Annotated in this window: 20 protein-coding genes; 14 read left to right on the top strand and 6 right to left on the bottom strand. The window is 59.7% G+C overall.

The genetic code is table 11. The features are described from left to right. The first annotated feature begins 120 nt into the window (after nt 1-120). Nucleotides 121-1,470 carry a sensor histidine kinase gene (locus INR99_RS13290; RefSeq protein ID WP_194116839.1) on the top strand — a complete coding sequence of 450 codons (1,350 nt, stop codon included), beginning with the start codon at nt 121-123 and terminating at the stop codon, nt 1,468-1,470. On the opposite strand, the gene INR99_RS13285 is transcribed toward INR99_RS13290, so the two are convergent. Together INR99_RS13285 and recG are read right to left on the bottom strand one after the other, a co-directional pair. After that, nucleotides 1,454-1,918, bottom strand: a complete 465-nt coding sequence (locus INR99_RS13285) for an acyl-CoA thioesterase (RefSeq protein ID WP_194116838.1) — start codon at nt 1,916-1,918, stop codon at nt 1,454-1,456. The two genes, INR99_RS13290 and INR99_RS13285, sit on opposite strands and share 17 nt — an antisense overlap. 67 nt (nt 1,919-1,985) lie before the next feature. Beyond that, a complete protein-coding gene (gene recG, locus INR99_RS13280) occupies nt 1,986-4,052 on the bottom strand; it encodes an ATP-dependent DNA helicase RecG (RefSeq protein ID WP_265588346.1) in 2,067 nt (688 codons plus the stop codon). An 85-nt stretch (nt 4,053-4,137) separates the two neighbouring features. Here recG and INR99_RS13275 point away from each other — a divergent pair, with 85 nt between their 5' ends. The 3 genes from INR99_RS13275 to INR99_RS13265 are packed head-to-tail and all read left to right on the top strand — an operon-like array spanning nt 4,138 to nt 9,433. Beyond that, entirely contained in the window at nt 4,138-5,283 is a 1,146-nt protein-coding gene (locus INR99_RS13275) for an FIST signal transduction protein (RefSeq protein WP_194116836.1), read from the top strand. After that, nucleotides 5,280-8,279, top strand: a complete 3,000-nt coding sequence (locus tag INR99_RS13270) for an ATP-binding protein (protein WP_194116835.1) — start codon at nt 5,280-5,282, stop codon at nt 8,277-8,279. Before INR99_RS13275 ends, INR99_RS13270 begins: the two co-directional genes overlap by 4 nt. Then, nucleotides 8,276-9,433, top strand: coding sequence for a response regulator (locus INR99_RS13265; RefSeq protein WP_194116834.1), 1,158 nt, complete (start codon nt 8,276-8,278; stop codon nt 9,431-9,433). Before INR99_RS13270 ends, INR99_RS13265 begins: the two co-directional genes overlap by 4 nt. 62 nt (nt 9,434-9,495) lie before the next feature. Here INR99_RS13265 and INR99_RS13260 read toward each other — a convergent pair whose 3' ends face one another. The 3 genes from INR99_RS13260 to INR99_RS13250 are packed head-to-tail and all read right to left on the bottom strand — an operon-like array spanning nt 9,496 to nt 11,437. Continuing rightward, entirely contained in the window at nt 9,496-10,221 is a 726-nt protein-coding gene (locus tag INR99_RS13260; protein WP_194116833.1) for a UDP-2,3-diacylglucosamine diphosphatase, read from the bottom strand. A 52-nt stretch (nt 10,222-10,273) separates the two neighbouring features. Then, a complete protein-coding gene (locus tag INR99_RS13255; RefSeq protein ID WP_194116832.1) occupies nt 10,274-10,774 on the bottom strand; it encodes a peptidylprolyl isomerase in 501 nt (166 codons plus the stop codon). A 51-nt stretch (nt 10,775-10,825) separates the two neighbouring features. Continuing rightward, nucleotides 10,826-11,437: a peptidylprolyl isomerase gene (locus tag INR99_RS13250; protein ID WP_194116831.1), complete on the bottom strand. Its 612-nt coding sequence runs from the start codon at nt 11,435-11,437 to the stop codon at nt 10,826-10,828. A gap of 135 nt (nt 11,438-11,572) precedes the next feature. Here INR99_RS13250 and coq7 point away from each other — a divergent pair, with 135 nt between their 5' ends. From coq7 to INR99_RS13225, 5 genes are all read left to right on the top strand, one after another. Then, a complete protein-coding gene (coq7, locus tag INR99_RS13245; protein WP_194116830.1) occupies nt 11,573-12,217 on the top strand; it encodes a 2-polyprenyl-3-methyl-6-methoxy-1,4-benzoquinone monooxygenase in 645 nt (214 codons plus the stop codon). 252 nt (nt 12,218-12,469) lie between these two features. Continuing rightward, on the top strand, nt 12,470-13,768 hold the full coding sequence (locus tag INR99_RS13240) for an L-lactate MFS transporter (RefSeq protein WP_194116829.1): 1,299 nt from the start codon (nt 12,470-12,472) through the stop codon (nt 13,766-13,768). 126 nt (nt 13,769-13,894) lie between these two features. Further along, on the top strand, nt 13,895-14,722 hold the full coding sequence (locus tag INR99_RS13235; RefSeq protein WP_194116828.1) for a formate/nitrite transporter family protein: 828 nt from the start codon (nt 13,895-13,897) through the stop codon (nt 14,720-14,722). Between the two features lie 16 nt (nt 14,723-14,738). Further along, nucleotides 14,739-15,359: a cytochrome b/b6 domain-containing protein gene (locus INR99_RS13230; RefSeq protein ID WP_194116827.1), complete on the top strand. Its 621-nt coding sequence runs from the start codon at nt 14,739-14,741 to the stop codon at nt 15,357-15,359. A gap of 11 nt (nt 15,360-15,370) precedes the next feature. Continuing rightward, nucleotides 15,371-16,030 (top strand): MCP four helix bundle domain-containing protein, encoded by a 660-nt coding sequence (locus tag INR99_RS13225; RefSeq protein ID WP_194116826.1) that lies wholly within the window; start codon nt 15,371-15,373, stop codon nt 16,028-16,030. Between the two features lie 24 nt (nt 16,031-16,054). Here INR99_RS13225 and INR99_RS13220 read toward each other — a convergent pair whose 3' ends face one another. Continuing rightward, on the bottom strand, nt 16,055-16,474 hold the full coding sequence (locus tag INR99_RS13220; protein ID WP_194116825.1) for an OsmC family protein: 420 nt from the start codon (nt 16,472-16,474) through the stop codon (nt 16,055-16,057). 198 nt (nt 16,475-16,672) lie between these two features. On the opposite strand from INR99_RS13220, the gene rplM reads away from it, so the two are divergent. The 5 genes from rplM to erpA all read left to right on the top strand — a co-directional run bounded on the left by rplM (nt 16,673) and on the right by erpA (nt 19,271). Further along, entirely contained in the window at nt 16,673-17,101 is a 429-nt protein-coding gene (gene rplM / locus INR99_RS13215) for a 50S ribosomal protein L13 (protein WP_194116824.1), read from the top strand. A gap of 26 nt (nt 17,102-17,127) precedes the next feature. Further along, nucleotides 17,128-17,520 (top strand): 30S ribosomal protein S9, encoded by a 393-nt coding sequence (gene rpsI / locus INR99_RS13210; protein WP_194116823.1) that lies wholly within the window; start codon nt 17,128-17,130, stop codon nt 17,518-17,520. A gap of 215 nt (nt 17,521-17,735) precedes the next feature. Beyond that, nucleotides 17,736-18,449, top strand: a complete 714-nt coding sequence (locus tag INR99_RS13205; RefSeq protein ID WP_194116822.1) for a DUF6776 family protein — start codon at nt 17,736-17,738, stop codon at nt 18,447-18,449. A 1-nt stretch (nt 18,450) separates the two neighbouring features. Beyond that, complete coding sequence (locus INR99_RS13200; protein ID WP_194116821.1) at nt 18,451-18,861, top strand: bactofilin family protein; 411 nt, start codon at nt 18,451-18,453, stop codon at nt 18,859-18,861. 59 nt (nt 18,862-18,920) lie between these two features. Further along, nucleotides 18,921-19,271, top strand: a complete 351-nt coding sequence (gene erpA, locus INR99_RS13195) for an iron-sulfur cluster insertion protein ErpA (RefSeq protein WP_194116820.1) — start codon at nt 18,921-18,923, stop codon at nt 19,269-19,271. Nucleotides 19,272-19,313 lie beyond the last annotated feature (42 nt).

Raw genomic sequence — 19,313 nt, 5'->3', positions numbered from 1 at the left:
AATTGTGTATGGGGTGTAGGGTATGATGGTGCTGCTCTGGGCGTGTGGTTTTCGGTATGGCGCTGTCTATAGTAGACATGCGCTTGCCCGAAACCTTGAGTTCTCTTGAAAGACTGAACCATGACTGAAAAAACCAGCACATTTTCGCCTGAAGAACAGCAGCGAGTAGCAGAAGCTGCATTGCGCTCGATTACACTGGCCACCTCGCGCAAGCAGGGTGAGGCCTTTTACCGGGCGCTGGTTCAGGAACTGGCACAGGCGATGGATGTGCACTACGTGATCGTCGGCGAACTGGTGCGCACCGAGACCGGGGCCGAGGCAATCCAGACATTGGCCGTCAGGGCTGGCAATGACTTTATGGCCAATATCCGCTACGAACTGGCGAACACGCCGTGTCGCAATGTGGCGGATCAGTCGATGTGCTTTCATCCCTGCAATATCCAGCAGGATTACCCGCTGGATACCCTGCTGGTTGCCATGCAGGCCGAAAGCTATATCGGCATGCCGATGATCGGTTCCCAAGGCAAGACCCTAGGGATTCTGGTCGCACTGGATGTGCGACCGATGGATGAAGCCAAGCGGGTGTTTGCTTTGTCCCTGTTGTCGATTTTCTCGGCGCGGGCCGCTGCAGAGCTCGAACATCAGCACCGGCAGGCGGAGCTGGAGGCGGTAATCAGTGAGCGCACCAGCCATCTGAAAAAGGCACACCGGCGGCTGCTGGAGCAGGAAAAACTCGCGGCCCTGGGCAGCATGGTGGCGGGCATTGCGCACGAGATCAACACGCCGCTCGGCGTGGCTGTGACGGCATCCAGCAGCATCCAGCATGAACTGGGCGAGCTCAGGGCGGCACTCAATGCTGAGAAAGTCTCACGCAGCGAGTTGCTGCGCCTGCTGGCAACGCTGGAGGAGGCGACCGAAATGACGGTCAGCAATTTGCTGCGTACTGGTCAGCTGGTCAACGACTTCAAGCACCTCGCCGTGGCTCAGGAGCGCGAGCAGGTGGAATGTTTCCCGCTGGCGCAGCAGGTGGACGTCGTCATGAAAGCCTATTGCAGCTTACTGGAGTCCGGCAGGGTGCGTGTCGAGTGCGATATTCCCGAAGGATTGCAGGTCTGCATGGCGCCAGGAATCCTGACGCAGTTGCTGGCGCAGTTGCTGCAGAATGCCTTGCAGCATGCGTTTCCCGGTATTGACGATCCATTGGTCCGTATCACCGCCCGCCCGCAGCAGGGGGCGACCCTGCTGCAGTTTGCCGATAATGGTGTCGGCGCCAGTGCGGTTGTCCGGCAGCAGATGTTCGACCCGTTTTTTACCACCCGTCGTGCCGAAGGAAATACCGGACTGGGCCTGAACGTAGTGTTCAATCTGGTCCAGCAACTGCAGGGCGATATCGAGGTTCAGGGTGAGCCAGGGCAGGGGCTGTGCTTCGAGCTGACGCTGCCTGATCAGCCGCTTAGCCCTGCTGGCTAGCCTCCAGACGCAGGGCGCGACGGCGCTCGGCGGCCCGCCAGCGGCTATGTGCCAGTTCCGTCTGCGGTTCGAGTGGCGGCACCGGTACCGGCTTGCCGTCATCCCCCAGGGCAACCATGGTGAAATAGCAGCTGTTGGTTTCGCGCACCGACTGCTGCCGGATGTTTTCCGCAATCACCTTGATGCCGACTTCCATCGACGTGCGTCCGGTGTGGTTGATGCTTGCCAGAAAGGTGACCAGCTCACCGACATGGATCGCCTGCTTGAAGAGCACCTGATCGACTGACAGTGTCACCACATAGGTGCCGGCGTAGCGGCTGGCACAGGCAAAAGCGACTTCATCCAGCAGCTTCAGTAACTGGCCACCGTGGACATTGCCGGAAAAATTCGCCAGGTCGGGGGTCATCAGCACCGTCATGGTCAACTGGTGGCGAGGCAGGTCGGACATGCGGATCTCCTTTTTGATACGTTGTTATGTATTGCCTTGTAGGCTTTTTGAAATTTCAGCTTCCCGGCTATACCCTTAGTAGTGCTTCGCGTCCCGGCAGCCAGCGATCAAGGTGCTGCTGCACGATATCGGCGCGAGTTGCCAACAGGGTTTCGGCGACCTCGCGGGCAACGTCCAGCAAATCCGCATCGGCTTCCAGATCGGCAAAACGCAGCATCGGTACGCCCGACTGCTTTACTCCGGCCAGCTCGCCCGGCCCGCGGATCTGTAGATCCTGGCGGGCAATCTCGAAGCCGTCGGTGTTTTCAAAAATCACCTTGAGTCGCGCCTTGGCGGTGTCGCCCAGCGGCCCGGTGTAGAGCAGCACGCACAGGCTGGCGTGCGCGCCACGGCCGACGCGACCGCGCAGCTGGTGCAGCTGCGACAGCCCCATGCGCTCGGCGTGCTCGATGACCATCAGGCTGGCGTTCGGCACGTCGACACCGACTTCGATGACGGTGGTGGCGACCAGCACCTGGATGCGGTTGGCCAGGAAGTCAGCCATGATCGCGGCCTTTTCGTCAGGCTTCATGCGCCCGTGCAAGAGGCCCACCGTGATGTCTTCCAGTTCTTCCGCGAGCTGTTCGTGCGTGTCTACCGCGGTCTGCAATTGCAGGGCTTCGGATTCCTCGATCAGCGGGCACACCCAGTAGACTTGCCGGCCTTCCGCCACCTTGGCTGCGATGCGCTCGATGACCTCATCGCGGCGGGCCTCGGAGATCAGCTTGGTAACAATCGGCGTGCGCCCTGGCGGTAGTTCGTCGATGATGCTGACATCCAGATCAGCGTAGTAGCTCATTGCCAGTGTGCGCGGGATCGGCGTCGCGCTCATCATCAGCTGGTGCGGGCTCATGTCGCCAGCCTTGTCACGCAGCGCGAGGCGCTGGGCGACGCCGAAGCGGTGCTGCTCATCCACCAGTGCCAGCCCCAATTTGGCAAATTCGACCTTGCTCTGGAAAATCGCATGCGTGCCGCACACCAGTTGCGCCGAGCCGTCCGCCGCGGCTTCCAGCGCCTCGCGCTTGGCCTTGGCTTTCAGCGAGCCGGCCAGCCACACCACCTTCACGCCCAAGGGCGTCAACCAGTGTTCCAATTTGCGGAAATGCTGTTCGGCGAGAATTTCGGTGGGCGCCAGCAGCGCCACCTGATAGCCCGCCTCGATGGCCTGGCAGGCGGCCAGCGCGGCGACAATGGTTTTGCCCGCGCCGACGTCGCCCTGCAGCAGCCGCTGCATCGGGTGCGCCTGCGCCAGATCGGCGTTGATCTCTGCAACCACACGTGTTTGCGCGCCGGTCAGTGGAAAGGGCAGGGCGGCAAGCAGTTGCGCCGCTAGGGTGCCGGCTGGCGCTAGTACAGGCGCATTGCGCTCGCGCCGCACCGCGTGCGCCATGCGCAGGCTCAGTTGCTGGGCGAGCAGTTCGTCGAACTTGATGCGCCGCCAGGCCGGGTGGATGCGCTCGGTGAGGAGTACGCGGGCAATGTCGGGTGGCGGCGCGTGCAGCAGCGCGACACTTTGTGCGAAACCGGGCAGGCCCAGTTCGTCGAGCAAAGCCGGCGGCAGGGTTTCCGGCTGTGGCGTGTGGCGCAGCGCCATGTGGATCAGTTTGGTCAGCGTGTTCTGGTTGAGCCCGCTGGTGGTCGGGTAGACCGGGGTCAGCGCGTCATTGAGCGATTTCTCTTCCCCACCGACACGGATTTTCGGGTGCACCATCTCGTCGCCGAAATAGCCCCTTCTGATCTCGCCATATAGACGCACGGTATTGCCCGGTGTGAGCTGCTGCGCCTGGCTGGGATAGAAGTGGATCAGTCGTACATTCAGCGTGCCTGACGCATCCTTCACCCGCGCGATCAGCTGCTTGCGCGGCTTGAATTGTTTCTCGACGCTGGTGACGGTGGCCTCGACCAGTACCGGCTCGCCCAGCGGCGCATCGGCAATCCGGTACAGATGCGTTTCGTCCTCGTAGCGTAGCGGCAGGTGCAGCACCAGATCGAAGGCACGATGAATCCCCAGCTTCGCGAGCCGGGCTTGCGTGGCAGGAGAGAGGGCGGCGAAATCCATGCGCTTATTGTACGTTCGTTCGCCAGCCCGCTCCAGCGGCGAAGCTCGGGCTGCAACATCGGCGGACAAGGCGGTTTTTATTTCCTAGCATGAAAGCACCTTTTCTGGAGTAAGTACCCCTATGCAGATTCGCCAGGCTTGTGTTTCCTCGCTCGCAGCGCTTCCGGCAGCAGCTGCACCATTGGCCGCACTCAATCCTGACTGGGTGCTGGTCTTTGCCGCCCCGGCGCTGCTCTCCGAGCCGGGGTGTTTCGCCGCATTGCGCCAGTCGTTTCCCGGGGCGGTCTTGCTGGGCTGTTCCACTGCCGGCGAAATCAGTGCACGGGGTGTCGACGATGCCACGCTCAATATGACTGCGGTGAGCTGGCAGTATGGTCGGCCTGTGCTTGCCTCAACCAGGCTGGACGGAATGGACGACAGCGAAGCTGCCGGTCAGCGCCTGGCGACGCAACTTGCCAGTAGCCGGCCAGCGGGGGTGCTGGTGTTCGGGCAGGGGGTGAATATCAACGGTAGCGCGCTGGTGGCCGGACTGACTACCGGCTTGCCGCCGGAGACGCCCATCATGGGGGGGCTGGCCGGTGATGGTGCCGCCTTTGCCAGAACCTGGGTCCTGGACAATGACGGTGTGCATGATGATGTGGTGGTGGCGATGGCCTTGCCCGCCGGCCTGTGCATCGGTCATGGCTCCTTTGGTGGCTGGAAGCCGTTTGGCCCTGCACGCCGGGTCACGCGCTGCGCCGGTAATGTGCTGTTCGAGCTGGATGGCGAGCCGGCGCTTGAGGTGTACAAGCGCTATTTGGGCGAACACGCCGCCAGTTTGCCGGCATCCGGCCTGCTGTTTCCATTCGAAATGCTCGGGCATGATCACAATGTGCTTGGCCTTGTTCGGACCATTCTGGCTGTTGATGAGTCCGCCGGCTCGCTGGTGCTGGCCGGCGACATCGAACAGGATGGCTATTTGCGGTTGATGCATGCCAGCACCGATGCGCTGGTCGATGGTGCCGAGGCCGCGGCCAATGCGGCGCATGCCATGAATCAGGCTCCGGGGGATGCATTGGCCATTCTGGTGAGCTGTGTCGGGCGCAAGCTGGTGATGGGGGGACGCATCGATGAGGAGGTTGAGGCGGTGGGGGATGTGCTGGGCCAGAAGGCGGTACTGGCCGGCTTCTACTCCTACGGTGAAATCAGCCCCTTCTTGCAGACTACCGAATGCCGTCTGCACAACCAGACCATGACTATCAGCCTTGTGAGTGATGCCGGAGCATGAACCGCCTGCTGTTGCGCCAGCTCAAGCGGCAACTGGGCTGGCAGGATGAAACGGCGGTTGCTGCCGCACTGGCTGCGCTGGCTGAGGGGCGTTGTCCGGATGGTTTGACCGAAGGATTGCCTCGGCTGTTGCAGGCCATCGATGAAGCCTATGCGCAGTTCGAACGTGATGTCGAATTGCGTACTCGCAGCCTGGAACTGAGCTCTGCCGAGCTGACCGGTGCCAATGAAGCATTGCGGCAGGAAGGGAGTGCCCGGCAACGGGTGCTCGATGCCTTGCTGGATACCGCCAATCGTCTGCTGGCTGATCTGGGCAGGCCCGCGCTTGGGCGGGATACGGCCGATTTGGAGCGGCTGAGCAGTTTGATGGGCGAGCTGCTGGCAGATCGCCAGCGCGCAGAACGGGCGCTGGCGCAGCGTGAAGCCCAGTTCCGGACGCTGGTCGATAATATTCCGGGCGTCGTGTTTCGTTGTCAGGTCGATTACCCATGGGGTATGGAGTATATCAACGAGGAAATACAGCGCCTCACGGGCTATACCCAGGAGGATTTTCTGCTGCCACTCCCCAGGCGCAGCTATGGCTCGCTGGTGCTGGCGGATGATCTGCCGCAGGTCGAGGCTGCGATTGCGCAGGCGCTGCAGGGGAGCGATCGCTACGAGGTCGAATACCGTCTGCGTACGGCGGACAACCAGATCCGCCAGGTGTTCGAGCGTGGCCAGATTGTTCGGGACCATGCCGGAGCTCCGCAAACCCTGGATGGCATCATTTTCGATGTGACCGAGCAAACCCGTGCGGCCAACCAGTTGCGGATGCTGTCGGCCGCGCTGGAAGCCAGTCCGAGTGCCGTCATGATTACCGATGTGGCAGGACTGATCGAATATGTGAACCCCAAACTCGAGCAGGCGACTGGCTATGCACTTCCCGAGTTGCTGGGGCGTACGCCGCGGGTCTTCCAGTCTGGGCTGGAAGACCCCGCACTGTTCAGGCAGCTGTGGCAGCAAGTGCTCTCCGGCGAAGAATTCCATGCAGATCTGCGCAATCGCACCCGCGATGGCGAGATCTTGTGGGTCTCGGCATCCGTATCGCCGATACGCAATCGTGACGGGAAAATTACCCACCTGGTTGCGGTGTATGAAGACATTGGCTTGCGCAAGGCTGCCGAAGCCGAGTTGCTCCGGGCAAGGGATGCGGCGGATCAGGCCAACCGGCTCAAGAGCGACTTTCTCGCCAATATGAGTCATGAGATCCGCACCCCGATGAATGCCATTCTGGGAATGACCCACCTGGCACTGAAAACCAGGCTGGATGCCAAACAGCATGACTATCTCAGCAAAACCCGGGTCGCCGCCGAGTCACTGCTGCATATCCTCAACGATATTCTCGATTTTTCGAAAATCGAAGCCAACAAGCTGCACATGGAGCAGGTACCGTTTCGCATTGGCGAAGTGCTCGAGCAGTTGCTGGCGATTCATCTGAATCGTGCCGAAGAAAAGGGACTCGCGTTGCGGGTCGCACTGGCAGACGATTGCCCGCCATGCCTCAAGGGGGACCCGGTGCGGCTAGGGCAGGTGCTCAGTAATCTGGTTAGCAATGCCATCAAGTTCACCGCGCAGGGCGAGATCACCGTCAGGATTGACTGCCTGGCCCGCCAAAATGAGCGGGTGCAGTTGCAGGTTTCGGTCAGGGACTCCGGTATCGGCCTCTCGGATGAGCAGATCGCCCGGCTATTCCGGCCTTTTGTCCAGGCTGATGGTTCGACGACCCGTCAGTTTGGTGGTACCGGCCTTGGCTTGTCGATCAGCCGTCGTCTGGTCGAGATGATGGGCGGGCAGATCGGTGTGCTGAGTTCCCCGGGTCAGGGGAGTACCTTCCGCTTTGATTGCTGGCTGGAGCTCGCCGAGAGTGTCTGCGAGCTGCAGGCCGCGACGGCAAGAGGCGAAGATATCCGGCTGGATGGTTTGCGCGTGTTGCTGGTTGAGGACAATCCGCTGAATCAGCTGGTTGCCCGCGAACTGCTGCAGGGGGCTGGCGCGCAGGTCTTGCTGGCGCAGCATGGTGGCGAAGCACTGGGCTGGCTCAGTATCGATCCGCTGCCGTGTGATGTGGTGCTGATGGATCTGCAGATGCCGGTGCTGGATGGCCATGAAACAACCCGCCTGCTGCGAGCCGAAGAACGGCTCGCGGGTTTGCCCATTATTGCGATGACGGCACATGCCTTATCGGACGAGCGCACGCGTTGTCTTGAGCTGGGAATGAACGATTACATCACCAAGCCGATCGAGCCCCATGTGCTGTTTGGCACGCTGCAGAAGTGGTGTGATAAGGCGATCATCCCGGAGCGTTCCGGGGAAATGCAGTCGCCCACCGAGGAACACCGTGAGCCGGTCAATGAGGATGCCTTGCCGCAGATTGCCGACATTCGCTGCGATCTGGTATTGCAACAGCTCATGAACGACCGGCAGTTGTTTGAGAGTCTGTTCCGGCAGTATCTCGCGGATTATGGCGATCTGGCCGGGCAGTTTGCCGGATTGCTGGCAAGCGATCCGGCGGGGGCTGAACGGCTCGCTCATTCGCTCAAAAGCGTAGCTGGTATTCTGGGGATGCAACGATTCGCAGAACTGGCGGCTGGGCTTGAGCAGCAGTTACGCAACCATCCCGGAATTGATGGAGGATTGTTGCAGCCATTTCTGGACGAGCACGCGCGTCTCTATGCTGCGGTGCGCCAAGCTTATCCCGAGCGTAGCCTGTCCACGGGTGAGGATGGAGTGCTGGACGAGCGTGTACCGGCGTTGCTGGAGCGGCTTGCACAATTACTGGGCGAGTGCGACGGGGATGCCGTCGACGTGTTCTATGCATTGTCCGAACTGCTTGAAGGGCATGTACCCGCTGCGCAGCTGGCACCGCTGGGTGACGCAATTACCAATCATTTTGATTTTGCGGCCGCCGCAGAGCATCTGACTGCATTGCAGGGCTGGCTGAAGGGGAGGTGCGCATGAGCGAGCATGAACGGCGTCTCTTGCTGCTGGTGGATGACACGCCGGCCAATCTGTCCCTGCTGAATGCCGTACTGAAAAATGACTACCGTTTGCGCATTGCCGGCTCCGGTGCGCTGGCGCTGGAACTGGCGCGGCGTCTCCCGCATCCGGATCTGGTGCTGCTGGATGTGATGATGCCGGAAATGGATGGCTACGAGGTCTGCCGGCAGATGGCGGCGGATCCGGCACTGGCCCACATTCCGGTGATCTTCCTGACTGCCCGGACCGAAGAAGAGGATGAGGCCAGAGGCTTTTCCCTTGGTGCGGTCGATTACATCCATAAGCCATTCAGTCCCCTGCTGGTGCAGATGCGGGTGCGTAACCAGCTCGAGCTCTACGATGCGCGTGAGCGTTTGCGGCGGCAGAACGAGTGGCTGGAGCAGAAGGTGGGTGAGCGCACCGCTGAACTGGTCAAGGTGCAGGATGCCACCATGCTGGCCATGGGGGTGATGGCCGAACTGAGGGACAATGAAACCGGCATGCACCTCAAGCGTACCCAGGAATACCTGCGCTTGCTGGCGCTGGCCGCGCGTGAGCGGTGCCCCGATTATGCTGTCGAACTGGATGACCCCGCCATTCACTGGATGAGCAAGTCTGCACCACTGCATGATATCGGCAAGGTGGGGGTGCCCGACGCCGTGCTGCACAAGCCGGGGCCGCTGAGTGAGGCCGAATTTGCCCTGATGAAACATCATCCGACTTATGGCCGCGACATCATTGTGCAGGTCGAGCAGATCCTGGGCGAGGAAACCAGTTTCCTGCGCTATGCCCGGGAAATTGCCTACGGCCATCAGGAAAAGTGGGATGGTTCCGGTTACCCACAAGGGGTGTCGGGGACAGCCATCCCATTATCTGCGCGCTTGATGGCATTGGCGGACGTCTATGATGCGCTGATCAGCAGGCGGGTTTACAAACCACCACTTGCACATGACAAGGCCGTAGAGATCATCGCGAAAGGCAAGGGAACTCATTTCGATCCCGTGCTGGTGGAGGTATTTCTGGAGATCCATGCCGAACTGCATGCGATCGCACTGCAGTATGCAGATCCGGCTGACCCCGGGCTGTATCATGACATACGCGAGGCGGCCGAAAGTTATCAGGGCGCCCATATCTGATCCAATACGTGTGGATCTATATAGCTGATAGGTGCTTGCCCGTCTGCTCGTGGTTTTATACCCTATTTTGCTGGCCAGCTTCTGGTTCGGAGCTCGCCGCTCTCCCAAGCCAGATAGGCACCATGACCGGCATGCCAGTCCGACAGAACGTGACGGATTCCGTTGGTGTGTTGGTGCGTGGCCGGGCGGTGTGTATGGCCATGTATCAGCAAGCTGCAACCGCTGTTCAGGAACGCCTGCTCTATGCTCCTGGCGTTCACATCCATGATGCGGTAGTCCTTGTTGCGGTTGCTGTTGCGCGAACGTTTGCGCAGCTGTGCCGCCTTGCGCTGGCGCCAGGTCCGCGGCATGGCCAGCAGGAGTGCCCGGCTGAGCCGGCTGCGGATCAGCCGGCGAAAGCGTTGATAGGCCACATCGTCGGTGCAGTAGGCATCACCGTGCGCTAGCAGCAGTCGCAGCCCGTCAAGTTCGATCACGCAGGGGTCGCTCAGGATGGTCAGTCCCGCCGAGGTGGCAAAGCGGCGCGAGCACAGGAAATCCCGGTTGCCTGGCATGAAATGGATGCGCACCCCGCGCGTGGCGAGGGCCCGCAACGCCGCGGCCTGTGCTGCGTAGAAGGGATCGTCGAGCTGATCATCGCCCAGCCAGTAGTCGAACAGGTCGCCCAGAATGTAGAGCGCGTCCGTGCCTTGCACCGGGCCTTCCAGGAAGCGCAGAAATGCCTGTGCCGTGGCCGGATCGGCGGGCGACAGGTGCAAGTCGGCAATGAAGAGGGCGCTGGAATGCATGGCGGCAGGGCAAAACAAAGCGCGGCCCGCAGGCCGCGCCCTTGCAATGACATCAGGCCAGAACTTCGGCCTTGGTGATCAGTACGTCTTCCTTCGGAACATCCTGGTGGAAGCCGCTGCTGCCGGTTTTTACGCCCTTGATCTGGTCAACGACGCTCTGGCCTTCGACGACCTTGCCGAATACCGCGTAGCCCCAGCCCTGCGGGGTTTCGCTGCGGAAATTCAGGAAGTCGTTGTCGCCGACATTGATGAAGAACTGTGCCGAGGCCGAGTGGGGATCCGGAGTGCGGGCCATGGCGATGCTGTAGGCAACATTCTTCAGGCCGTTCTGCGCTTCGTTCTTGATGTTGTCGCGGGTTTTCTTTTGCTTCAGGCCTGGCTCGAAGCCGCCACCCTGGATCATGAAGCCGTCGATGACGCGATGGAAAATCGTGCCGTCGTAGTGGCCGTCATTCACATACTGCACGAAATTCGCGACGGTGATCGGCGCCTTGACTTCGTCGAGTTCCAGAACGATGTCGCCCATCGAAGTGGACAGTTTTACCTTGGTCATGGTGTTTCCTTGTCAGTGTGTGCCGGTTGTTGCCGGCAAGGCAAAATCGGGTTACTTGGCTTGGGAAGCCTTGCTCGCCGCCTTGGCGGGTTTGCTTGCGGCCGCGGGCAGTTCTCGGGCGCTCAGGATGACCACGGGAGTGGCCGGAACATCCTGATAGTAGCTGACGGTCGTGGTCGGTACGACCTTGATCTTGTCGACGACCTTCTGGCCTTCGACAACCTTGCCGAATACCGCGTAGCCCCAGCCCTGAACGCTTTCATTGCGGAAATTCAGGAAGTCGTTGTTTTTCACGTTAATGAAGAATTGCGCAGACGCCGAATGCGGGTCCTGCGTGCGCGCCATCGCAATGGTATAGCTGTCGTTCTTCAGGCCGTTATTGGCTTCGTTCTTGATCGGTGCACGGGTCGGCTTTTCCTTCATGTCGGGGGTGAAGCCGCCGCCCTGGATCATGAAATCGCTGATCACACGGTGGAAGATCACGCCGTCGTACTGCTTTTCCTTCACATACTGCAGGAAGTTGGCGACGGTTTGCGGCGCCTTCTCCGGATACAGCTCCAGAACGATCTTGCCCTGGCTGGTGTTGAGTTCGACTTGCGGATTGGCCGCAAAGGCTGCACAGCTGGCGGCAGCCAGCACAAAGGATGCAATCAGGCGTTTCATGGAAAGTCCCGCAATAAAAAACCGGAAAGCGCGAATATAGCATGCACTGCACCTGCTGCTGTGCAGTGCTAGAATCGTCGACGGTCGGAAGCGCCATCCATGCCTTCCGGTCTTGATCCACCAAAGAGGTCATTCATGCTCAAGCTTCCGCCCCTACCATCTCTGGATGCGCTGATCTGCGAATTTGATACCGCCCTGCGAACGCTGGCCGCACCAGCACAGAGCGTGCGCGAACATCCGGATCGTCATGTGGACGATGTCGAGCTCTCTGCCGCCGACAAACAGCATGCAGCCGGGCTGATGCGGGTTAATCACTGCGGCGAAGTCTGTGCCCAGGCTCTGTATCAGGGACAGGCTCTGACTGCGCGTGATCCGGCTGCTCGCGAGGCACTGCGTGAGGCGGCGCACGAAGAAGTGGAGCATCTGGCGTGGACCGAGCAGCGTCTGGCCGAACTGGGGAGCCACAAGAGCCTGCTCAACCCCCTGTGGTATGCGGGTAGCCTGGCGATCGGTGTGACCGCCGGACTGATCGGTGACAAGTGGAATCTGGGCTTTCTGGCCGAAACCGAGCGCCAGGTGGGGGCTCACCTGCAGTCCCATCTGCAGACTCTGCCGGAGGCGGATCAGAAGAGTCGGGCAATCGTTGCGCAGATGTATACCGATGAGATGAGCCATGCCGAGAAGGCAATCGAACTGGGGGCGGCCGAGCTGCCGGCATCGGTCAAGGCGGTGATGCAGGGGAGCTCAAAAGTGATGACGAGCCTCAGTTATCGTGTCTGATGCATTCAAGATCACTCCAGCATCGATCCAGCCACCCTCCGGGGTGGCTTTCCTTTTAACTGTCGGATGTTCTGTCACGGGGCTTTCTCGATGTTATTTTTTGTAAAAGAATAACCGGATCAGTGCGTTGCTGGCGCAACAACGACTCAACTCGTTCTGTCCCGCTTGATGCCAGTCAACTCCGCTAATTAGCCAGAGTGGCAATCTTCCCGTTAACAAAACGAACTATTTACGTTGCGAGGAGTGGAAGATATGGCCAAGAACAGATGGTTGATTGCCGCATCGGGGGTGGGTATCCACATCTCGATCGGCTCGGTATATGCGTGGAGCGTGTTCTCCAAGCCCCTGATGGCGCAATTTGGCTGGAGTCTCAAGGAGGTCGGCTTCGCCTTCGGACTGGCCATCTTCATGTTGGGTATGTCCGCGGCGGTCATGGGCCATGTCGTGGAAAAACGCGGTCCGCGCTTCTCCGGTACACTTTCCGGCATTTTCTGGTCGGTCGGTCTGCTGGGGGCTGGCGTGGCGACGTCAATCGGCAATCTCTGGCTGCTGTATCTCTGCTACGGGGTGATTGGCGGTATCGGTCTCGGAACCGGTTACGTCACTCCTGTCTCGACCCTCATGAAATGGTTCCCTGACCGTCGTGGCCTCGCTACCGGCTTGGCAATCATGGGCTTTGGTTTCGCGTCCTTCTTCGGGGCGCCCTTGATGGCCAAGCTGATCGCCAGTGTCGGTATCGCCAATACCTTCTTTATTCTCGGTTCGCTCTACGCCGTGATCATGCTGGCTTCGGCCCGTTATCTTGAGCCGCCTCCGGCAGGCTGGAAGCCGGCTGGTTTTGAAGAGGCGCTGGCTTCGGGCAAGAAGAAGGCCGCCATGGATCTGATGCCGATGACTGCCAACGAAGCTGTCAAAACCAAGCCATTCTATGGTCTGTGGGTCATGATGTTCATCAACATCACCTGCGGCATCGCCGTGATTTCGGTGGCCTCGCCAATGGCGCAGGAAGTGACTGGCATGAGTGCGCTGGCTGCGGGGGCCGTGGTTGGTATGATCGGCCTCTTCAACGGGGGCGGCCGTCTGGCTTGGGCGTCGTTCTCCGATGTACTGGGGCGCCCGAATACCTACATCACCTTCTTCGTGATTGAAGTTGTAGCTTTCTTCCTGCTGCCGACACTGAAAGATGTGCTCATCTTCCAGGTGGTGCTGTATCTGATCATGACCTGCTATGGCGGTGGCTTCTCCACCTTGCCGGCCTATATTGGCGACCTGTTCGGTACCAAGCAGGTTTCGGCGATCCACGGCTATGTGCTGACGGCCTGGGCGATGGCCGGCCTGGTAGGCTCTTCGTTTGCATCCTTCCTGCGCGAGGCAACAGGCAGCTACGCCGCAATGACGACGGTTTTTGCCGGGGTGTTCATCGCAGCGCTGGCCGTGTCCGTAGCCATGAAAGTCTTTGTCAACCGTGAACTGGCCCGTCGTGAACTGGGCTATGCCCAGGTCGAGGCTGATGGCCTGGCTCTGGCTGCTGCTGACGAAGAAACTCGCTGATTGACTTGTCGCAAACAAACGCACAAAAGGGGGCCGGAAGGCTCCCTTTTGTGTTTTATTACCACTTTCGAACTAGTGCGGATGGCGTAGAGTTTTGCCATTCCTCTGTCATGATCGTCAGCAGCTATGGCCCAGATACTCGCTCCGAATTTCATCGTCAATTACATCAATGAAGCCGCCCGCAGCAAGGTGACGCTGCAGCCGCCACGGTTGCTGGTTATGGCATTTCTGGGGGGCGTCTATATCGCGCTTGGGGCGCTGCTGGCGCTGGTTGTTGCCGGTGGTGCCACCACGCTTGCGGCGCAAAACCCGGGACTGGACAAGCTGCTGTTTGGTGCGGTTTTTCCTGTCGGCTTTATTGCGGTAGTACTGACTGGCGCAGATCTCTTCACCTCCAATTGCGCCACGCAGATGGTGCCGCTGTATCGTCGGCAGGTGCGCCTGACTGAAGTGCTGCGGGTATGGTCGGTTTCCTATGCCGGCAATCTGGTAGGCGCCCTGTTTGCTGCAGGGGTGTTTGCCTATATGACGGGGTTGTTGGATGCCTCTCATCCCTGGTCGCCATTTGTGCTCTCGCTGGCCGAGCACAAGGTACACAGCCCGTTTCATGTGGTGTTCGTAAAGGGGATTCTGGCCAATATGCTGGTCTGTGTGGCCGCCTGGCAGGGCTATTCAGCGAAGGATACGCTGGGTCGCATGGTCGGGATCTGGGCGCCAGTCATGGCCTTTGTTGCACTGGGAATGGAGCACAGCATTGCCAATCTGTTCTTTGTTCCGGCTGCCATGCTGGCGGGGGCAGACATTTCGTTGAGTCAGTTTGTGCTGAACAACCTGATTCCGGCTACGCTGGGCAATATCGTTGGTGGGGCTTTGCTGATCGGTTTGCCGTATGCATGGCTTTATAGTGAAACGGATGGCAAGGTGGAAAATCCCACCGACATTGATCTGCCCTGAGCCTACGGAGCTCGTCATGCATGATTCGGTAACGCACCCTTATCATCCACTTTCAGTCGTAGGGCACTGGCTGTCGGCGCTGCTGGCGCTTGCCTGCATGCTGGCGATTCTGCTGGCTTCATTCGCAGGCAGAGGGCATCCGGCTTATTCGCTGCTGATGGGGCTGCACCTGTGGAGTGGGCAGGGGCTCTTTCTGGTCAATCTGCTGCGGCTGCTGGCGCTTAGCGCATTCGGCACGCCTGCGCCTGCGGCCTGTGATGACGCTCAGCGACTGGTTGCGCGGGTGTTGCACGGCCTGCTCTACGCGTTGATCGGCTTTCTGGCGTGTTCCGGAGGCTTGCTGATGCTGGCTCATGCTGCCGGGCAGCAGTGGCTGGGGATGAGCATCCCCTTGCTGCTTACCGGTGGTGCGGTGCTGATGGTGGGGCAAGTGCACCAGTTGGCTGGCATGGCGCTGGTGTTCGTTTGTCTTGCGCATGTCTTGTTTTCATTGGCATTGCAACTGGTCAGTGAGCAGCGCCCCCTGCAGCGCATGGCGCCTGAGGGAGATTTGCTGGACTATCTGGCTGCCCCGCAAGATTCTAAGGGGTATGCACGGCTGGATATCGCTGATAATAAGTCCTTGGGCAATACATGAGCAGGTAAATCATGACGTATGCGCTGAGGCAGCGATTCTGGGCGGTGGTTGCCGGTGCCGTCATGGCGGTGCTGGTGACCGGGCTCATCGGATTTTTCAGCTCGCAGCAGATCAGCGAGGAGCTGGAGTTCACGGACGAGAACATCATTCGCAGCCTGGCCATTCTATCGAGTGTCGAGCGGGATTTTCTGCTGATCCGAGTCAATGCGCTATACCACCTCTCTTATCAGGATGCCAGCAAACGGGCTCCGCACGAAAACACCATCCGCCACAATATCGCGCAGATCAACGAGCATCTGGATGCCTACGCTCGCGATCTGGTTGTTAACCGGCAGGATGGTGAGCTACTGCAACGGGACCGGCAGTTGCTCGGCGAATACCTCACTGCACTGGAGAAGGTGCTGGCGGCGTCGAATGCCGGGAAACGGGAAGAGGCGCTGGTGGTGGTGGAAAGCGAATGGAAGCCGGCGGGTGAGCGGCTGACCGCGGCCTTTGCCGATCACACGCGCTACAAGGAACGGCTGGTCGATCAGGTCGTGCAGCAGTCCATGCACAGCGGCCGGCGCAACGCCTGGATTCTGTTGCTGGTGACCGCGGCCGGCGTGCTGCTGGTGCTGGCCGTGGCCTGGTTATTCCGCCGCAGCCTGCAGCATACACAGACTGGGCGCTAGCCGGCTGTTGCGGCCGGCTGAGGGTTATTCGATCTCGATAACCTCGAAATCGTGCGTTACTTCAGCGGTCTTGGCGAGCATGATGGTTGCCGAGCAGTATTTCTCGGCAGACAGATTGATGGCGCGCTCGACCTGCTCGGTTTTCAGGCCCTTGCCCTTGACGGTGAAATGCAGGTGAATTTTGGTAAACACCTTGGGCTCGGTCTCGGCGCGCTCGGCTTCGACATCGACCACGCAGTCCCGCACGTCGGCGCGACCTTTCTTCAGGATGTGGATGACGTCGTACGTCGAGCAGCCGGCAGCCCCCATCAACACCATTTCCATCGGGCGCGGACCGTGATTCTTGCCGCCGCCTTCTGGCGGACCATCCATCAGCACCGAGTGGCCGGAGCCGCTCTGTGCCAGAAAACTCACATCTTCCACCCACTTCAGACGAACTTTCATCGCGCTCTCACTTGTTATTCGGGACGAATTGGCGCATTGTAGCGGGTTCATGCAGGCTGCGGCACGCCCGATTCATACTGAGCACGAGTCCGAAAGCCAGCATCGTCGCAACGCGGAGCATCTTGGGTTTGACATGCCCTTGCTCCGTCGTTTATTATTTGCGACTTTCTCGAAATCAGAAAACGTGGAATAGCAGTCATGAAAACCTTTTCCGCCAAGCCGCATGAGGTAAAGCGCGAGTGGCTCGTAGTCGATGCCACCGATCTGGTGCTCGGCCGTGTTGCGGCTGAAGTTGCCAAGCGCCTGCGCGGCAAGCACAAGGCTGAGTACACCCCGCACGTAGATTGTGGCGACTACATCGTTGTAGTCAATGCTGACAAGCTGCGCGTGACCGGTGACAAGGCCACCAGCAAGAAGTATTACCGTCACACCGGTTTCCCGGGTGGCATTTATGAGCGTACTTTCACCGAGATGCAAAACAAGTTCCCGGGTCGTGCGCTGGAAATGGCCGTAAAGGGCATGCTGCCGAAAGGCCCGCTCGGCTACGCCATGATCAAGAAGCTGAAGGTTTATGCCGGTAGCGAGCATCCGCACGCTGCGCAACAACCGAAAGCCCTGGCTCTGTAAGCCGGCGTATAGGAAAGGATTGCAAAATGGTAGGTAAGTACAACTACGGTACCGGTCGTCGCAAGAGCGCTGTTGCTCGTGTATTCCTGATGAAGGGTACTGGCAACATCGTGGTTAACGGCAAGCCGGTTGACCAATACTTTGCCCGTGAAACTGGCCGCATGGTCGTTCGTCAGCCGCTGGTGCTGACCAACAACCTCGAAGCCTTCGACATTCTGGTTAACGTAACCGGCGGTGGCGAAACTGGCCAGGCTGGCGCGATTCGCCACGGTCTGACCCGTGCTCTGGTCGACTTCGATGCAGCCCTGAAGGGGACCCTGAAGGCTGCTGGCCTCGTTACCCGCGACGCTCGTGAAGTTGAGCGTAAGAAAGTGGGTCTGCGCGGCGCTCGTCGTCGCAAGCAATTCTCCAAGCGTTAATCTTCCGATTACGCCGGACTGCTTGCCCACGCAAAAAGCCACCCTCTCGGGTGGCTTTTGTGTTTTCTGCATACCGCGCGGCGGTGTGTTCCGTACCGCCCATCGGAATTTTGCATTACTATCTGACGCTATCCGGAAATGAAGGATCGAGGCATGTGGGCAGACAGGATGGTACCCGCACCAGTCGTGGCGACGGGTAGGCAAGGATATGCGGCATGCCGCTGAAGCGCTGGCATCGTGCGCGACGCATGCGGCTGGCTTCGCTGCCGCCACAGGTTCGTACCGGGCACCCGGTGCGGGATTGGCTGTTGCGCCTCGTGCTAGCAGTGGCTCTGCTGGTCGCCGGGTTTGTGTCTGGCCGACTGACTCATTCCTCCGTTGAGTCCGTGCCGGCTATTGCCAGTGCTGCTTCGGGGGCAGGAAGGGCAGCAAATCTGGAGACCGAGCTTGCCGCAGTGCTGGCCCGAGAAGCCCTGCTGGCGCAGCGGGTGCGCATCAGCGATGCAGCACGAACGGCGCAGGCCAGCGAGCTGGCGAGCCTGCGAGGCCAGTTGAGTACTCAGCAGGAGACGCTGGCTTTCTTCCAATCGCTGCTGCAGGCAAATAACCGCAGCAAGCCGGTAGATCTGGCCGTATGCAACGCCGTGGCAGAGGCAGATAATGCCTGGCGTTACCGGCTACTGCTGGTGCAGGGCATCAACCGTGATGCACAGTTCAGCGGCACGCTGCGCGTGAGTATGCAGTACCGTAGCGAAGGCAAGCAGGCCGAACTAACTGTGCCCGACCAGCCGGTAAGCTTCCGGCATTATGGCAATCGGGAAGGGGTGCTCAAACTTCCGGCGGGGGCAAGGCCTGTACTGCTGGAGGCCAGGCTCGTGGGCGAGAACAACAACGTGCTGGCCAGCTGCCAGCATAAACAGGGGGAGTGACATGTTCGGCAACAAGAAAGGCAGTACCAAGATCGACAGTCTAATTGGCCAGGGTAGTACGGTAACGGGTAATCTGGCTTTTGCCGGTGGCTTGCGCGTGGATGGTCAAATCGACGGCGATGTCGTTGCAGCAGACCCGAAAAACGGGACACTGGTGGTCAGTGAAAAAGCTGTCATTACCGGCAGCGTGCGCTGCAGCCATCTGATCCTGAACGGCGAAATCAATGGCCCGATCGAAGTGCTGAAGTATGTCGAATTGCAGCCCAAAGCGCGCGTGCGTGGTGACCTGAGCTATCAGACGCTGGAAATGCATGCCGGAGCAATCATCGAAGGGCGGCTGATCCATCTAGCCAATGGCCAGCGCGTCGAAGTCGACCCGGCCAGCGTGGAGACGGTCAAGGAAGCCAATTGACCGCACGCGTGCGAGCGCGGATAATCCTACTTGTTTAGTCAACTATTTCGGAGCACCCGATGAGCACCGCAACCGATACTCCGCTGCCGTTTATTTTCACTGACAACGCTGCAGCCAAGGTCAACGAGCTGATTCTGGAAGAGGGCAATCCGGATCTGAAGCTGCGCGTGTTCGTGACCGGTGGCGGCTGTTCCGGCTTCCAGTACGGTTTCACGTTTGACGAGATTACCAACGACGATGACACGGCCGTACAGAAGAATGGCGTGACGCTGTTGATCGATCCGATGAGCTACCAGTATCTGGTTGGCGCTGAAATCGATTACGTCGAAAGTCTGGAAGGCTCGCAGTTCACCATCAAGAATCCGAATGCCGTTTCCACCTGTGGCTGTGGCTCCTCGTTCTCGGTCTGAGTCCGGGCAATACCCAACAAAAAACCTCGCCGCGGCGAGGTT

It is taken from the genome of Chitinilyticum piscinae, assembly GCF_015223195.1.
Classification (GTDB): domain Bacteria; phylum Pseudomonadota; class Gammaproteobacteria; order Burkholderiales; family Chitinibacteraceae; genus Chitinilyticum; species Chitinilyticum piscinae.
The sequence above is the reverse complement of the archived record's forward strand: the minus strand, read 5'-3'. Positions and strand labels throughout refer to the sequence as shown.

Excerpts from the sequence above, each read along its gene's own strand:
- INR99_RS13290 (WP_194116839.1), top strand. The coding sequence starts at position 121 with ATGACTGAAAAAACCAGCACATTTTCGCCTGAAGAACAGCAGCGAGTA.
- INR99_RS13285 (WP_194116838.1), bottom strand. The coding sequence starts at position 1,918 with ATGTCCGACCTGCCTCGCCACCAGTTGACCATGACGGTGCTGATGACC.
- INR99_RS13275 (WP_194116836.1), top strand. The coding sequence starts at position 4,138 with ATGCAGATTCGCCAGGCTTGTGTTTCCTCGCTCGCAGCGCTTCCGGCA.
- INR99_RS13270 (WP_194116835.1), top strand. The coding sequence starts at position 5,280 with ATGAACCGCCTGCTGTTGCGCCAGCTCAAGCGGCAACTGGGCTGGCAG.
- INR99_RS13265 (WP_194116834.1), top strand. The coding sequence starts at position 8,276 with ATGAGCGAGCATGAACGGCGTCTCTTGCTGCTGGTGGATGACACGCCG.
- INR99_RS13260 (WP_194116833.1), bottom strand. The coding sequence starts at position 10,221 with ATGCATTCCAGCGCCCTCTTCATTGCCGACTTGCACCTGTCGCCCGCC.
- INR99_RS13255 (WP_194116832.1), bottom strand. The coding sequence starts at position 10,774 with ATGACCAAGGTAAAACTGTCCACTTCGATGGGCGACATCGTTCTGGAA.
- INR99_RS13250 (WP_194116831.1), bottom strand. The coding sequence starts at position 11,437 with ATGAAACGCCTGATTGCATCCTTTGTGCTGGCTGCCGCCAGCTGTGCA.
- coq7 (WP_194116830.1), top strand. The coding sequence starts at position 11,573 with ATGCTCAAGCTTCCGCCCCTACCATCTCTGGATGCGCTGATCTGCGAA.
- INR99_RS13240 (WP_194116829.1), top strand. The coding sequence starts at position 12,470 with ATGGCCAAGAACAGATGGTTGATTGCCGCATCGGGGGTGGGTATCCAC.
- INR99_RS13235 (WP_194116828.1), top strand. The coding sequence starts at position 13,895 with ATGGCCCAGATACTCGCTCCGAATTTCATCGTCAATTACATCAATGAA.
- INR99_RS13230 (WP_194116827.1), top strand. The coding sequence starts at position 14,739 with ATGCATGATTCGGTAACGCACCCTTATCATCCACTTTCAGTCGTAGGG.
- INR99_RS13225 (WP_194116826.1), top strand. The coding sequence starts at position 15,371 with ATGACGTATGCGCTGAGGCAGCGATTCTGGGCGGTGGTTGCCGGTGCC.
- INR99_RS13220 (WP_194116825.1), bottom strand. The coding sequence starts at position 16,474 with ATGAAAGTTCGTCTGAAGTGGGTGGAAGATGTGAGTTTTCTGGCACAG.
- rplM (WP_194116824.1), top strand. The coding sequence starts at position 16,673 with ATGAAAACCTTTTCCGCCAAGCCGCATGAGGTAAAGCGCGAGTGGCTC.
- rpsI (WP_194116823.1), top strand. The coding sequence starts at position 17,128 with ATGGTAGGTAAGTACAACTACGGTACCGGTCGTCGCAAGAGCGCTGTT.
- INR99_RS13205 (WP_194116822.1), top strand. The coding sequence starts at position 17,736 with ATGCCGCTGAAGCGCTGGCATCGTGCGCGACGCATGCGGCTGGCTTCG.
- INR99_RS13200 (WP_194116821.1), top strand. The coding sequence starts at position 18,451 with ATGTTCGGCAACAAGAAAGGCAGTACCAAGATCGACAGTCTAATTGGC.
- erpA (WP_194116820.1), top strand. The coding sequence starts at position 18,921 with ATGAGCACCGCAACCGATACTCCGCTGCCGTTTATTTTCACTGACAAC.